Raw genomic sequence first — 15,023 nt, 5'->3', positions numbered from 1 at the left:
TGGCGTACACTGGCACGTCGTGATTACGGCAACTGACCTCGAGGTACGCGCGGGCGTACGCACCCTACTGAGCGCCCCTGGTCCGGCGCTACGGGTGCAACCCGGTGACCGCATCGGGTTGGTGGGCCGCAACGGTGCCGGCAAGACAACCACCTTGCGCATTCTGGCCGGTGAGGGCGAGCCTTACGCCGGTTCGGTGACCAACAGTGGAGAGATCGGCTATCTGCCCCAGGATCCCCGTGAGGGCAATCTGGAGGTCATTGCGAAGGACCGGGTGCTCTCGGCCCGCGGTCTCGACGTCCTGTTGCGCGATCTGGAGAAGCAACAGGCTCTGATGGCAGAAGCCGCCGACGACAAGATCCTCGACAAGGCCGTGCAGCGCTACGGACAGCTCGAGGATCGCTTCTCGGCACTCGGTGGATACGTCGCGGAGTCCGAAGCAGCCCGGATCTGCAACAGTCTCGGGTTGCCCGACCGCGTCCTGGCCCAGCCGCTGCGCACCCTGTCCGGTGGTCAGCGCCGCCGGATCGAGCTCGCCCGCATCCTGTTCGCGGCGTCCGACGGCAGTGGCGGCAAGTCCGGCACCACCCTGCTCCTCGACGAGCCGACCAACCACCTCGACGCCGACTCGATCGGCTGGCTCCGCGGTTTCCTGCAGAATCACGACGGCGGCCTGATCGTGATCAGCCACGATGTCGAACTGCTCGCCGACGTCGTCAATCGGGTGTGGTTCCTCGACGCCGTGCGCGGTGAACCCGACATCTACAACATGGGCTGGAAGAAGTACCTCGACGCCCGTGCCACCGATGAGCAGCGCCGCAAGCGCGAGCGCGCGAACGCCGAGAAGAAGGCCGGCGCTCTGCGCGTGCAGGCCGCGAAGATGGGCGCCAAGGCGACCAAAGCCGTTGCTGCACAGAACATGCTCAAGCGAGCCGATCGCATGCTCGACAACCTCGACGAGGAGCGGGTGGCCGACCGGACCGCCAAGATCCGGTTCCCGGATCCCGCGCCGTGCGGCAAGACCCCGCTGATGGCGTCGGGCCTGACGAAGATGTACGGGTCGTTGGAGATCTTTGCCGGCGTCGACCTCGCGATCGACCGCGGCAGTCGAGTTGTGGTGCTCGGTCTCAACGGTGCCGGCAAGACCACGCTGCTCCGACTGCTCGCCGGAACCGAGAAGGCCGAACGAGGCACGCTGGAACCCGGTCACGGCTTGAAGATCGGTTACTTCGCGCAGGAACACGACACCCTCGACGACAACGCGAGTGTGTGGGACAACATCCGTCACGCCGCACCCGATGCGGGGGAGCAGGATCTGCGCGGGTTGCTCGGTGCGTTCATGTTCACCGGTCCGCAGCTCGATCAGCCGGCCGGCACGTTGTCCGGTGGTGAGAAGACGCGTCTGGCCCTGGCCGGACTCGTGTCGTCGGCCGCCAACGTCCTGCTCCTCGACGAACCGACCAACAACCTCGACCCGATCTCCCGTGAGCAGGTGCTCGACGCGCTGCGCAGTTACAAGGGTGCCGTGGTACTGGTGACTCACGACCCGGGTGCGGCCGCCGCGCTCGATCCGCAACGGGTGATCCTCCTGCCTGACGGCACCGAGGACCACTGGTCGGCGGACTACCAGGAGATCATCGAGCTCGCCTGACCCGATCTTGGTGGGTTTTGGCGAGCAAACGCCCAGGTCGCGCTCGCCACAAGCCACCACTTTCGGTCAGAGGGATGCTCGTCGACAGTGCCGGAACGGTTCCTCGTGCGCGCGCGGACGCCAGAAGCGACGTGGTGTAGACGGATCCGGCTGCCATGAAGAGGTAGTCGACCGAGTTCTTGGCACCGGAATTGATGCCGTACGGCCCTTCGCCGACGCTGACCGAAGCCTTCCTCCGTCCTCGCAGTTCATCGCGGACGATGCCCCAGTCGACCGCGAAGTCGGCGGGCAGCGGCGCACAGCCGAGGACCTGTTTGGCGCGCGGGAAGTATGTGCTGAGGAGTTCGTCGTGGTTCGCCGACGCCGGGAAGATCATTCGAAGTCGATCCGGCGGGACCGAGGTGAACATCCCGAAGGTCAGGGACCCACCGCCGACACCGGCGCCGTAGATTGCGCGTCGACTTCATTGCCGAAGATGCGGTCGATCAGACCCGGATACGGATTGATCGGCGGTGACAGCAGGCCGTTGATGTGCGCTTTCGTGCTGAACCAGGCCGCGCGGCCGTCGGCCTGGTTCACGGTCGCAAAGGTGTTGCCGTCCGGCGTGATCGGCCATCGCCGGCCGCGTTCGAGAACGGTCGTCGACACCCCGGTCGAACATATGGCGGCGATGGACGCTCCTACCCACTCCCTCTCAGCGTCCACACAGACTGGCTGGTCAGGGGTTTGGTGAGCCCGGCTACAGATTGGCCACGAAGCGATCCATCGTACGCTCGGCGATCGCGGTGATGGTCAGCGACGGATTCACGAGCCCCACCGCGCCGGGCAGGTACGAACCATCCGTGACGTACAGATTGTCGTAGCCGTGGATCTTTCCGTTCTCGTCGGCGGCCTTCCCCATCACCACACCGCCGAGGCCGTGGTAGGTGCTTGCCGAACCGAATCCGACCGCGCGGGAGTAGATCGGAATGCCGCTGACCGCTCGCCCGTGGTCGCTCTCGGCCCGCCGGCGGAACTGTTCGGCGAAAGCCGCACCCCGCTGATCGAGAGTGTTTCCTTCGGGAAAAGGGTAGTTCAGGACCGCAGTGCCAGTGCTGTGGTCAAAATCGATGGTGCCGCGATCATCGCTGTGCACCTGGATGAGGTTGGTGGTCGCGGCCTTGCCGAGGGGCGCGGGCAGGGGAGTCGAGTGATAGACGATCGATGCCGGACCGCCGGGTAGATCATCTTCATACAGTCGGCCGTATCCCGGGCCTCCCTGAATCGGTCCATAGTCGTCGGACAGTGCCGTCCGAGCAGTCAGGAAGTCGCCATTTGCTCCGAATCCAGCCCCGACCTTCGGTGACAGATCGGAGAGCGTTCCCTTTGCCCGCGCCTCGACCAGCATGCGGGTGGTGTGGAAGGAACCGGCCGCCATGAACAGGTAATCGGCCTCGGCCGTCACGGTACGCACCGTGCGATGCTGGTCGTCGATCACTCGCGCCGACACCACGAAACCCCTGTGCCGATCGCGCGGTCGGATCTCGTATACCTCGTGCATCGCGTTGATGGTCACGTTGCCGGTGGCCACTGCTGCGGGCAGATAGTTGCGGTCCACCGAGTTCTTGGCACCGCTGTTGACACCGAATCCCAACTCTCCGTTGGTCACCGATGCCACAGCACGTCCTTCGAGCTCGGCACGCACGATATCCCAGTCGATGGCGTAGTCGAACGACACCAATTCCCTGCCGTACCGTTCGGCGGTGTCCCGCCAGGCGCGCGTACCGATGTATCGGGGGTGATTCATGATGTCGGTCGGCAGAGGTGAGGCGTTCAACATGTTCTTGGCGCGGGGGTAGTAGGTCGCGGCGAGCTCGTCGTAGCCCGTCCCGGCCGGAAAGACGTGATCGAAATCCATCCTCCGAGGTATCGGCGTGAAAGCGCCGAACGCGAGCGATCCGCCGCCGACACCGGCGCCGTAGACGGAGTCGATGCCATTGCCCTTCACACGGTCGAGGATGCCGGGATACCGGCTCACCGGAATACCCACCGATGCCGTGATTCCGACGGAGTCACTGAACCATGCGGCCCGCCCGTCGGGACCGGTGAACGTGGCAAAGGTGTCGCCCTGCGGTCCGATCGGCCAGTGACGGCCACGTTCGAAGACGGTGGTTGCCACGCCGGCCTGCCCCAGCCGCAGTGCGGCAACAGCACCGCCGAACCCACTGCCGATCACGATCGCGGTGGGGCCGCCGGTCACGGCCGTGGCGCGGGGCGCGATGGCCGCGGCTGCCGCGATGGCAGCACCTGCGGTGGCGGCGCGCAGTACGGCGCGCCGGCTGGTGACAGAGTTCAAACCGGTCATGAGTTCACCTTCCTGATGGATAGGCGAACCATATACGTGTTAGGTGAGGGTCACCTAACAGGGGGTGATGTCAGCCGTCGCCTGCCCGCGGCGGCACCCGGACGGTCCGGTCAGGCGTAGCGCTTCTTGAGTTCCCGCTTGACCAGTTTTCCGGTCGGTGTCCGCGGCAGTGAGTCGACAAAGTCCACCGTCTTGGGCGCCTTGTAGTGGGCGAGCTGCGAGCGGACGAGCGAGATGAGTTCCTCGGCGAGGGTGTCGCTGCCGGTGATTCCCGGTTCGAGCTGGACACAGGCCTTGGCGACCTCACCGAGATCCGGGTCCGGGATGCCGATGATGCCGACGTCGAATACATCGGGATGGCCGATGAGGACGTTCTCCGCCTCCTGCGGGTAGATGTTCACGCCACCGGAGATGATCACAAAGGACTTGCGGTCGGTGAGGTAGAGGTAGCCGTCGGAGTCGACGTAGCCCACGTCACCACTGGTCGTCCAGCTCGGATGGTCGGGATGTTGTGCGTCCCGGGTCTTTTCGGAGTCGTTGTGGTACTCGAAGGGCAATTCGTCGCGCTCGAAGTAGACAGTGCCGATGTCGCCGGTGGGTAGCTCGCTGCCGTCGTCGGCGCAGATCCGGACGATCCCGAGCAGCGGTTTGCCCACGGATCCGGGATGGGCCAGCGAGCCGGCACTGTCTATGAATGTGGCACCGGCGCCCTCGGTGGAGGCGTAGTACTCGCCGATCACCGGCCCCCACCATTCAATCATCGCCCGTTTGACGTCGGGCGGGCAGGGCGCCGCCGCGTGGATCGCGGCCTCGATGCTGCTGACGTCGTACTTCGACCGCACCTGCTCCGGCAGCTTCAGCATCCGGATGAACATGGTCGGCACCCACTGACTGTGGGTCACCCGGTACTCGTCGATCAGCGAGAGTGCGGTTTCGGGTTCGAATCGATCCATCAGGACGACGGTGCCGCCGAGCGAATTGACCATCCCGCAATAACGCAGTGGCGCAGCGTGATACAGGGGAGCGGGACACAGGTACACACTGTTCGAGTCGAAGCCGTAGATGGCGGAGAACACCGGCGTGTAAGGGTCGGGGACCTCGTCGACCTGGCCGTCCTGCAGTGGGACCTTGATGCCTTTCGGACGGCCCGTCGTGCCGGAGGAATAGAGCATGTCCTGGCCGCGGGGCTGATCGGCGAGCGGGGCGTCGGAGGCCTGGTCCAGGATCTGATCATACGATTCGAATCCGGGAAGCGCACCGCCCCAGGCAATTCGGTGGGTCACGGAGTCGACCTCGGCCGAGCGGCTCACCGATTCGGCGGCCTCTGCCGATGCCAGCAGCGCCACCGCGCCGCAGTCACCGAGGATGTAGTTGGTCTCCTCGGCCGTCAGGTGATTGTTGATCGCGGTGATGTACATGCCCGAACGCAGTGCTGCCCAATAGGTTACGAGCATGCGGATGTCATTGGTGGACACCATGGCGACGTTGTCGCCGCGTCCGAGTCCGATGTCCCTCAGGTGGTGGGCCAGTTTCGTCGAGAGCTGGTCGAGTTTGGCATAGGTGATCGATTCACCGGTTGCGGGGCGGACCACCGCGACCTTGTCCGGTGAGCTGCCGACAAAATTACCCGGGAACATGCACGACCTCCGGCTCTGGCGATCACGGTCGGTCGACCGCGAAATGTTAACCAGGACTATCACAGGGGCGGGGACGCGCGCGGGCATTTCGGCGGCAGGCGAGGTGGGTGGACATCCTTAGTGGGACCGGCGTACCGATTCCTCGACGAGGTCGAGCACCTGATGGAGATCGTCCGTCGCCGCGCCGGACGCCAGACGCGTTGTGAGGCCGTCCAGAATGAGATCGAGATAGGCGACGAGAACACTCGTGGGCAGATCGTCACGAAGGCGGCCGGCCGTACGCTGGCGCTCCAGGCGCGCCAGCGTGGCCGACTCCAGTTCCGCCGAACGCGCTTTCCATTCGGTGCGGAAACCCGGATCGGTACGCAGCTTCCGGGCTATCTCGAGCCGCGTACCGAGCCAGTCGAACTCCTCGGGACGGTTGAGCATGTCCCGCATGACCTGAACCAGCCCCTCGTTGGCCGCGACATCTGCCATCCGCTCGGCATCTTCGTGGGCCAGCGCCAGGAACAGTGCCTCTTTGTCGCGGAAGTGGTGGAAGATCGCACCCCGCGACAAGTCGGTTGCCTCCTCGAGCCGACGCACGGTGGCGCCGTCGTAGCCGAACTCGGCAAAACAACGGCGCGCACCGTCGAGGATCTGTCGTCGCCGGGCTTCCAGGTGGTCTTGACTTACCTTGGGCAACCGACTGCGTCCGCTCGTCAGCTCTTGAGCATGTTGCGCAGGACGTACTGCAGGATGCCGCCGTTGCGGTAGTAATCGGCTTCACCCGGTGTGTCGATGCGCACCTTGGCGTCGAACTCGATGACCGAGCCGTCTTCCTTGGTGGCGGTGACCTTGATCGTCTTCGGTGTCTTGCCCTCGTTCAGCTCGGTGATGCCGGTGAAGTCGAAGACCTCGGTGCCGTCGAGACCCAGTGACTTGGCCGACTCGCCCTCGGGGAACTGCAGCGGGATCACACCCATGCCGATCAGGTTCGAGCGGTGGATGCGCTCGAACGACTCGGTGATGACCGCGCGGACGCCGAGCAGGCTGGTGCCCTTGGCGGCCCAGTCACGCGAGCTACCCGAACCGTATTCCTTGCCGCCCAGGACAACCAGCGGGATGCCGGCCTTCTGGTAGTTCTGCGACGCGTCGTAGATGAACGACTGGGGTGCACCGTCGAGGGTGAAGTCGCGCGTGTAGCCACCCGAGACACCGTCGAGGAGCTGGTTCTGCAGGCGGATGTTCGCGAAGGTGCCGCGGATCATCACCTCGTGGTTGCCACGACGCGAACCGAGCGAGTTGTAGTCCTTCCGCTCCACACCGTTGGCATCGAGGTACTGCGCTGCCGGGGTGCCGGGCTTGATCGGGCCGGCCGGGCTGATGTGGTCGGTGGTGACCGAGTCGCCGAGCAATGCGAGCACGCGAGCGCCCTTGATCTCGGTGACCGGTGACGGTTCGACCGCCATGCCCTCGAAGTACGGCGCCTTGCGGACGTAGGTCGAGTTCTCGTCCCACTCGAAGGTCGCGCCCTCGGGGGTCGAGAGATTCTGCCAGCGGCTGTCCCCGGCGAAGATGGTCGCGTAGGACTTGCGGAACATGTCCTGGCTGATCGCCGACTGGATCGTGTCCTCGATCTCCTTCGTGGACGGCCAGATGTCCTTCAGGAAGACCGGGTTGCCGTCGTTGTCGTTGCCGAGCGAGTCGGTCTCGAAGTCGAAGTCCATGGTTCCGGCGAGGCCGTAGGCGATCACCAGCGGCGGGGAGGCCAGGTAGTTCATCTTCACGTCGGGGGAGATGCGTCCCTCGAAGTTGCGGTTACCGGAGAGCACCGCGGTGACCGACAAGTCGTTGTCGTTGATCGCCTTCGAGATCGCCTCGGGCAGCGGGCCGGTGTTACCGATGCAGGTGGTGCAGCCGTAACCGCCGAGGTAGTAGCCGAGCTTCTCGAGGTACGGCCAGAGGCCGGCCTTCTCGTAGTAGTCGGTGACGACCTGCGATCCGGGAGCCATGTTGGTCTTGACCCACGGCTTGGTGGTCAGGCCCTTCTCGACCGCGTTGCGAGCGAGCAGCGCAGCGCCGAGCATGACCGACGGGTTGGAGGTGTTGGTGCACGAGGTGATACCCGCGACCACCACGGCGCCGTGGTCGAGGACGTACTCACCACGCTCGTCGTCGCTGATCTTGATCGGCTTGCTGGGCCGGCCCTCCGCACCGTTGGCTGCCGACAGGACGTCGATCGCGCCGTCGTCCGCGAAGGACAGGCTGGCCGGATCGCTGGCCGGGAACGACTCTTCGATCGCCTCGTCGAGCTGGGTGTGGTCGGTCGGGTGGTTCTCTTCGACGTAATTGTGGATGTCCTTGCGGAACGCCGTCTTCGATTCGGACAGCAGGATGCGGTCCTGCGGGCGCTTCGGGCCGGCGATCGAGGGAACCACGGTGCTCAGGTCGAGTTCGATGTACTCGGAGAACACCGGCTCGCGCTCGGGATCGTGCCACATGCCCTGTTCTTTGGCATATGCCTCGACCAGTGCGAGCTGCTCGTCGCTGCGCCCGGTCAGGCGCAGGTACTCGATGGTCTCGCCGTCGATCGGGAAAATTGCTGCGGTGGAACCGAATTCGGGGCTCATGTTGCCCAGGGTCGCGCGGTTGGCGAGGGGAACCTCGGCCACGCCGGCGCCGTAGAACTCGACGAACTTGCCGACCACGCCGTGCTGACGCAGCATGTCAGTGGCCGTGAGCACGACGTCGGTGGCGGTCACGCCGGGCTGGATCTCACCGGTCAGCTTGAAGCCGACAACGCGCGGGATCAGCATGGAGACCGGCTGGCCGAGCATGGCGGCCTCTGCCTCGATACCGCCGACGCCCCAGCCCAGCACGCCCAGGCCGTTGACCATGGTGGTGTGCGAGTCGGTGCCGACGCCGGTGTCGGGGTAGGCCTGGCCGTTGCGGGTCATCACGGTGGGCGCCAGGTACTCGATGTTGACCTGGTGCACGATGCCCATGCCCGGGGGGACGACCTTGAAGTCGTCGAAGGCGCCCTGGCCCCAACGCAGGAACTGGTAGCGCTCACCGTTGCGCTGGTACTCGAGGTCGACGTTGCGCTCGAGGGCGTCGGCGCGACCGAATACGTCCAGGATCACGGAGTGGTCGATGACCATGTCGGCGGGGGAGAGCGGGTTCACCTTGGTGGCGTCGCCGCCGAGTGCGGTGACGGCCTCACGCATGGTGGCGAGGTCGACGATGCAGGGGACGCCGGTGAAGTCCTGCATGATCACGCGGGCCGGCGTGAACTGGATCTCGGTGTCGGGCTCGGATGAGGGGTCCCAGTTCGCGATCGCGTTGATGTGATCCTGGGTGATGTTGGCCCCGTCTTCGGTGCGGAGCAGGTTCTCTGCCAGCACCTTCAGGGAGTACGGGAGTTTTTCTGTTCCCTTGACTGCGCTGAGTCGGAAGATCTCGTATGAGTTCTCACCAACGGTCAACGTGCCGCGGGCGCCAAATGTATCGATACTCATCGCTTACGTCAGCTCCACTCTTCGTGTGTTGTCGGCCGGCCTGGGCGACGCCGGTCCTTGCTCTTGTCGGCATGATCACCGGCAGGTACGAGTCGACGGGCTGCGCCGATCCGTGCTTCCAACGATTCTAGCAGTACGAGCGTACTGGTAAACCCGGTGGGGGTGATCGGCGTGTCTCGGCTAGATGCGACACGCCTGGAGATGCCGTACGAGATCAATTGTGTCGTACTGTGCTGCCGTAGGTTGGATACAGGCTGAACTTTGCGGCAACGCACAGATTCAGGTGGCCCGAACGGAGACAGTAGGCAGATGGCACCGACGCCCTTCTTGACGATCATCCCGCAGGACGTCGACATCGCCGAGCTCCAGGCCGGCCTGGCCGACGACGGGGTGGTCGCCCCGCCGGAGATGACCCCGGCCATCGCGGCCGCTGTGTCACAGGCTCGCGCCGAGGGCTACGACGTGCACTTCGTCGTGACCGACGCGATCTACCCGCGGATCACCTACTACCGCGACATCGCCACCGAACTGCAATCCGAGACCGGCGGGACGGTCATTGTGCTGGGCGGCAATTATGTGGGCAGTTCCAGTGATGAGTTCAGTCGGGTCGAACTCGAGAACGCGACCGACAATCTCGCGATTCACAACCCGCCACAGGCCGCTGCGCAGATGGTGGACCGGATGACCGGCCAGACCGACGTGCCCTGGACAGTGCTGACGATGGCCCTTATCGCAGTCGTCGCCGTCGGTGCCGTGATCGCTCGCAAACTGCAGTTGCGCAAGGGAACCGGTGTGGCGCCGGCCGGCGTCACCGAGGGATCGGTGACGTCGCGCCCCGGCGGCCCCGATTCGACCGATCAACTCTGAGTTCACTCGCTGCGCCCTGATACAGGTCACCAATTCCTATTCGCGGAACTGAACCACATTAATGTGATTCGGTCATGCCCAATTTGTGACCTTTCGCATTCATGGTGATCACAGCGTTTCCGCAGGTAATGCCCTCGTTGTAATTTGTGGCTAATGTTTCCTCAGTTGCCTTTGTGACGTACGGTTCGTATGTCATCGATGGTGTTAATGGGGAAGTTGATCACCATCGTGGCGATGGCCGAGTGTGCCACTGCTCCGCAGCGGTATCCGGCGCACTGTCAGATCTGCGAGGGAGTCGTCTGTGAGTCGAGGGAAGACGTTAGTGCCACGGAAACGCGGCATTCGGGTGTCCTCGGCGACCGCACTACTGGCAGTAGTGACGGTCGCCTGCGCGCAACTGGCCACCGGTACGGCGGCCGCGGCCCCACCGACCGGCGCCGAACAGATCGCCACATTGATCAACCAGATCGCCGAGACGAACCAGACGATGGTGAACCTTGACGGCGATGTCGCGGTCAAACGCGAAGCGGTGAACCGGGCACTGGTGGATCTCCAGAACGCCAGGGAATCGGAGCGCCTCGCAGCCGTCGCGGTTCGCGGCGCCCAGCAGTCACTGACCGAAGCGTCGGACGCAATCGTGTTCGCGCAGAACGACTTCGATGCGTTCATTCGCAGCCTTTACGCCATGGGCAACACGCAGGGATCGGTGATGGGCTACCTGTCGGGCGACCCTGGCGCCCTGCTCGACCGGGCATCGGTGGTCGATCAGATCAGTCGTGATCAGCAGGCCACCATCACCAAGTTGCAGCAGGCCCGCAACGAAGAGGCCAATCGTGCGGCCACCGCCAAGGCCACCGAGCAACAGGCCAAGTTCGCGACGGCGTCCGCCGAGACCCGTCAGGCCGACGCCCAGACCGCGATCGCGGCAGCCACCGAAGCAGTGAAGGCCGAGGCCGCCCGGCGCGCAACACTCGAACGGGATCGGGCCACCGCGCAATCCGAACTGGACAAGCTGCGCGGCCAGCCGGCACCGTCGACCCCCGGCGCGCCACCGGCGTCTCCCGGATCGCCGGCGACCGCGAATCCGGTGGAGCAGCAGACCGCCATCGAACAGCAGGCACACGAAGACGCGTTGCGGGCCGCCGGTGAAGCAGCCGCGAAGCTGGCGCTGGACACCTCACAGCAGTTGCTCGCCGCGATGGTCGGCTCGATGTCGCCGCCGCACACGGACATCGAGAATCCGGCCCCGGTCGATCCGACCGTGCCGGTGGATCCATCCGTCCCGGTCGATCCGACCCTGCCCATCGACCCGTCGACCGGTGTCCCGACCGAGCCGACGACCCCGACCACCCCGGTCAGTCCGGTGACCTCGGGATCGGCTGCGGTGGAGATCGTGGTCAATCGCGCGCTCTCGCAGCTCGGCATCACCTACTCGTGGGGTGGCGGCGACGCCAACGGTCCGACGCTGGGCATCCGTGACGGTGGCGTGGCCGACTCGTACGGCGATTACAACAAGGTCGGGTACGACTGTTCGGGTCTGATGATCTACGCATTCGCCGGAATCGGGATCTCGTTGCCGCACTACACCGGTTACCAGTACACGTCGGGGCCGCAGTTCCCGCTCTCGCAGATGCAGCGCGGCGACATGATCTTCTACGGCCCCAACGCCAGTCAGCACGTGGCGCTGTACCTGGGCGACAACCAGATGGTCGAGGCTCCGCAGTCGGGTGACGTGGTCAAGATCTCGCCCCTGCGCACCAGCGGCGCGATGCCCTACGTCGTTCGTCTGACCTGACGCGGGCGGGTCCGTCTGCCGGGCTCCAGTACCCTCGATTCAGTCAGCACAACGATCGAAGAGACCCCGGAGGGTATCGGTGAGCTCAGCGCAGGACGAGAGCAAGGCTTCAGCAGAGGAATTCAAGCTCACCCAGGCAGATGTCGCCTTGCTCGAGAAGGCGATGTTCGAGGTCAAACGGGTGATCGTCGGACAGGACCGTCTGGTGGAGCGAATCCTCGTAGGCTTGCTCGCACGTGGGCACATCTTGCTCGAAGGTGTTCCCGGCGTGGCCAAGACGCTGGCCGTCGAGACCTATGCCACGGTGGTCGGCGGATCGTTCTCGCGGGTGCAGTTCACCCCCGACCTCGTTCCCACGGACCTCATCGGCACCCGGATCTACCGACAGAGCCGGGAGGAGTTCGACACCGAACTCGGCCCGGTGGTGGCCAACTTCCTGCTCGCCGATGAGATCAACCGTGCGCCCGCGAAGGTGCAGTCCGCGCTCCTCGAGGTGATGGCCGAACGTCACGTGTCGATCGGTGGGACCACATACCCGATGCCGGATCCGTTCCTGGTGATGGCCACCCAGAACCCCATCGAGAACGAGGGTGTCTACCCGCTGCCCGAGGCTCAGCGCGATCGCTTCCTCTTCAAGGTGCTCGTCGACTATCCCGCGATCGAAGAAGAGCGTGAGATCGTCTACCGCATGGGCAACAAGCCGCCCACGGCCAACCCGGTCCTCGATCCGGAGACGATGGTCCGGCTGCAGAACGTCGCGGCCAACGTGTTCGTCCACCACGCCCTGGTCGACTACGTAGTCCGTGTCATCAACGCGACACGTCGTCCGGCCGAGCTGGGTCTGAAGGACGTGGCCGGATGGCTGTCGTACGGCGCATCGCCGCGCGCGACGCTGGGCATCATCGCCGCCGCCCGCGCCCTGGCCCTGATCCGTGGGCGCGACTACGTCGTCCCTCAGGACGTGGTCGAGGTCATCCCGGATGTCCTGCGCCACCGTCTGGTGCTCAGTTACGACGCACTCGCCGACGAGGTGGATGCCGATGCGGTGATCACGCGGGTCCTCCAGACGATCGGGCTGCCGCAGGTCAGTGCGCAGCCGTTGAGCACGGCACCCGCGGCGCACCAGCCGACGAACTCACAACACCTGAACTCCCAGCCCACGCATCAGCAACCCGCGCATCAGCAGTCCGGCTACCCGCAGCAGGGCGGCTATCTGCAACAGCCGAACCCGCTGAGCAAGCCGGCCGCAGCGCAGGGTGGCCCGGCACAGGGCAATCAGTCGAACTATGGCGGATAACAGCGCACTTCCGTCGTTTGGCGCGGGCACGCTGGAAGATCCCAAACTGACGGCAGCACTGAAAACGCTCGAGATCGTGGTCCGTCGCAAGCTCGACGGCGTGCTCCAGGGTGATCACCTCGGTCTGATCCCGGGTCCGGGGACCGAACCGGGGGAAGCCCGTCCGTATCAACCCGGAGACGACGTCCGTCGGATGGACTGGTCGGTCACGGCACGGACAACCCAGCCCCACGTCCGACAGATGGTCGCCGACCGCGAACTCGAGACGTGGCTGGTGGTCGACATGTCGGCGAGTCTGGATTTCGGAACCGTCAACACCACCAAGCGAGATCTCGCGGTGGCGGCCTGTGCCGCGATCGCACATCTGACACTCGGCGGCGGCAACCGGATGGGCGCCGTCGTCTGCACCGGCGACCAGGTGGTTCGGATTCCGGCCCGGGGCGGTCGCGCGCACGCACTCGACACCCTCAAGACCATCGCGACGACAACCCGTTCGAGCGACGGCGTCCGCGGCGATCTGCATGCCGGGATCGATGCCCTGCGCCGGCCGGAGCGTCGCCGGGGCCTCGCCGTGGTGGTCAGCGACTTCCTCGGACCGATCGACTGGGACCGCCCGCTGCGTGCCATCTCGGGGCATCACGACGTCCTCGGTGTCGAGGTCCTCGACCCGCGCGATCTGGAGCTGCCCGATGTCGGCGAGATCGTCTTGCGCGATGCCGAGTCCGGTCAGATCCGGGAACTCACCGTCACCGACAAGATCCGAGCTGATTTCGCGCGTGCCGCCGAGGAACATCGCCAGCAGGTGCAGCGCACGTTGAGGCGTTGCGGCGCACCGACTCTCGCGTTGCGGACCGACCGGGACTGGATTGCCGACGTGGTCCGATTCATCGCTCAGCGGCGTCGCGGCATGAATGCGGGGTCCACCCGATGAACTGGTTCGATCTCGCTTCGCCGTGGTGGCTGCTGGTCCTGCTCGCCGTGGCCGGGCTCATCGCCGGCTACGTCTACATGCAACGCCGGCGTCAGAACCGCGCACTCAAGTTCGCCAATCTCGATCTGCTCAACCGGGTCGCACCGAAGACCAAGAACCGGGCGCAGCACATACCGATCGTGCTGATGGTCCTGGCGCTTGCTGTGCTCGTGGTCGCCATGGCCGGACCGCAGGCCGACCGGAAGGTGCCGCGCAACAAGGCCACCGTCATCCTGGTCATCGACGTCTCGCGGTCGATGGACGCCACCGATGTGTCACCGTCCCGGCTCAAGGCAGCCCAGGAAGCGGGCAAGAAGTTCGCCGACGAACTCACCGAGGGCATCAATCTCGGCCTCGTCTCCTATGCGGGCACGGCGACCACCCTGGTCTCGCCGACCCCGAACCGCCAGGCCACCAAAGACGCCATCGACAAGTTGACGCTCGACGACAAGACTGCGACCGGCGAGGGCATCCTCGCGGCGATGACGCAGATCAAGACCCTCAACGCCGTGCTCGGCGGGGACCAGGGTGCTCCGCCGGCCCAGATCGTCCTGCTGTCGGACGGCAAGGAGACCGTGCCCGACGACCCCGACGATCCGCGTGGCGCGTTCACCGCGGCCCGTAAGGCGAAGGAGGAACGGATTCCGGTCAACACCATCTCCTTCGGAACCGAGACCGGCACGGTCGACCTCGAAGGCGACCGGATCCCGGTACCGGTGGACGACGAATCGCTGCAGCGGATCGCTCAACTGTCCGGCGGAAAGTTCTTCACCGCCTCGAGCCTCGAACAACTCAACCAGGTGTACGAGAACCTGCAGAATCAGATCGGTTACGAGACCCAGCGCGGCGACGCGTCCCGGCCCTGGCTGATCGTGGGCACACTGCTCGTCCTGGCCGCCGCCGTGAGTGCGGTGGCGATCAACCGCCGGCTCCCGTGAAGGGACCACTTACACATCAACAGT

At 65.2% G+C, this 15,023-nt stretch carries 12 protein-coding genes; 6 read left to right on the top strand and 6 right to left on the bottom strand.

Annotated features, from left to right (window positions below):
• The first annotated feature begins 19 nt into the window (after positions 1-19).
• Positions 20-1,651 carry an ABC-F family ATP-binding cassette domain-containing protein gene (locus VIQ49_RS05965; RefSeq protein ID WP_331881977.1) on the top strand — a complete coding sequence of 544 codons (1,632 nt, stop codon included), beginning with the start codon at positions 20-22 and terminating at the stop codon, positions 1,649-1,651.
• Here VIQ49_RS05965 and VIQ49_RS05960 read toward each other — a convergent pair.
• The 6 genes from VIQ49_RS05960 to acnA form a co-directional block, all read right to left on the bottom strand.
• Positions 1,635-2,027 carry a hypothetical protein gene (locus VIQ49_RS05960; protein WP_331881975.1) on the bottom strand — a complete coding sequence of 131 codons (393 nt, stop codon included), beginning with the start codon at positions 2,025-2,027 and terminating at the stop codon, positions 1,635-1,637. The genes VIQ49_RS05965 and VIQ49_RS05960 overlap by 17 nt on opposite strands.
• 41 nt (positions 2,028-2,068) lie before the next feature.
• A complete protein-coding gene (locus VIQ49_RS05955) occupies positions 2,069-2,299 on the bottom strand; it encodes a hypothetical protein (protein WP_331881973.1) in 231 nt (76 codons plus the stop codon).
• 91 nt (positions 2,300-2,390) lie between these two features.
• On the bottom strand, positions 2,391-3,995 hold the full coding sequence (locus VIQ49_RS05950) for a GMC oxidoreductase (RefSeq protein WP_331881971.1): 1,605 nt from the start codon (positions 3,993-3,995) through the stop codon (positions 2,391-2,393).
• 110 nt (positions 3,996-4,105) lie between these two features.
• Positions 4,106-5,632 (bottom strand): AMP-binding protein, encoded by a 1,527-nt coding sequence (locus tag VIQ49_RS05945; RefSeq protein WP_331881969.1) that lies wholly within the window; start codon positions 5,630-5,632, stop codon positions 4,106-4,108.
• A 117-nt stretch (positions 5,633-5,749) separates the two neighbouring features.
• A complete protein-coding gene (locus tag VIQ49_RS05940; RefSeq protein WP_331881967.1) occupies positions 5,750-6,316 on the bottom strand; it encodes a helix-turn-helix domain-containing protein in 567 nt (188 codons plus the stop codon).
• A gap of 17 nt (positions 6,317-6,333) precedes the next feature.
• Complete coding sequence (gene acnA, locus VIQ49_RS05935) at positions 6,334-9,132, bottom strand: aconitate hydratase AcnA (protein WP_331881965.1); 2,799 nt, start codon at positions 9,130-9,132, stop codon at positions 6,334-6,336.
• Between the two features lie 309 nt (positions 9,133-9,441).
• Between acnA and VIQ49_RS05930 the strand changes: the two genes are divergently transcribed.
• The 5 genes from VIQ49_RS05930 to VIQ49_RS05910 all read left to right on the top strand — a co-directional run bounded on the left by VIQ49_RS05930 (position 9,442) and on the right by VIQ49_RS05910 (position 14,999).
• Positions 9,442-9,999 carry a DUF6676 family protein gene (locus VIQ49_RS05930; RefSeq protein WP_331881963.1) on the top strand — a complete coding sequence of 186 codons (558 nt, stop codon included), beginning with the start codon at positions 9,442-9,444 and terminating at the stop codon, positions 9,997-9,999.
• A gap of 322 nt (positions 10,000-10,321) precedes the next feature.
• Complete coding sequence (locus VIQ49_RS05925; protein WP_331881960.1) at positions 10,322-11,794, top strand: NlpC/P60 family protein; 1,473 nt, start codon at positions 10,322-10,324, stop codon at positions 11,792-11,794.
• Between the two features lie 79 nt (positions 11,795-11,873).
• Complete coding sequence (locus VIQ49_RS05920; RefSeq protein WP_331881958.1) at positions 11,874-13,091, top strand: AAA family ATPase; 1,218 nt, start codon at positions 11,874-11,876, stop codon at positions 13,089-13,091.
• Positions 13,081-14,022: a DUF58 domain-containing protein gene (locus VIQ49_RS05915; protein WP_331881955.1), complete on the top strand. Its 942-nt coding sequence runs from the start codon at positions 13,081-13,083 to the stop codon at positions 14,020-14,022. Before VIQ49_RS05920 ends, VIQ49_RS05915 begins: the two co-directional genes overlap by 11 nt.
• Positions 14,019-14,999, top strand: coding sequence for a VWA domain-containing protein (locus tag VIQ49_RS05910; RefSeq protein WP_331881952.1), 981 nt, complete (start codon positions 14,019-14,021; stop codon positions 14,997-14,999). The genes VIQ49_RS05915 and VIQ49_RS05910 overlap by 4 nt, the downstream gene beginning before the upstream one ends.
• Positions 15,000-15,023 lie beyond the last annotated feature (24 nt).

The organism is Williamsia sp. (assembly GCF_036566845.1).
Lineage (GTDB): Bacteria > Actinomycetota > Actinomycetes > Mycobacteriales > Mycobacteriaceae > Williamsia.
This window is presented reverse-complemented; position numbering and strand designations above follow the sequence as displayed.

Bases quoted from the DNA above. Each gene is read 5' to 3' on its own strand.
- VIQ49_RS05915 (WP_331881955.1), top strand. From the start codon at position 13,081: ATGGCGGATAACAGCGCACTTCCGTCGTTTGGCGCGGGCACGCTGGAA.
- VIQ49_RS05945 (WP_331881969.1), bottom strand. From the start codon at position 5,632: ATGTTCCCGGGTAATTTTGTCGGCAGCTCACCGGACAAGGTCGCGGTG.
- VIQ49_RS05910 (WP_331881952.1), top strand. From the start codon at position 14,019: ATGAACTGGTTCGATCTCGCTTCGCCGTGGTGGCTGCTGGTCCTGCTC.
- VIQ49_RS05950 (WP_331881971.1), bottom strand. From the start codon at position 3,995: ATGACCGGTTTGAACTCTGTCACCAGCCGGCGCGCCGTACTGCGCGCC.
- acnA (WP_331881965.1), bottom strand. From the start codon at position 9,132: ATGAGTATCGATACATTTGGCGCCCGCGGCACGTTGACCGTTGGTGAG.
- VIQ49_RS05930 (WP_331881963.1), top strand. From the start codon at position 9,442: ATGGCACCGACGCCCTTCTTGACGATCATCCCGCAGGACGTCGACATC.
- VIQ49_RS05960 (WP_331881975.1), bottom strand. From the start codon at position 2,027: ATGATCTTCCCGGCGTCGGCGAACCACGACGAACTCCTCAGCACATAC.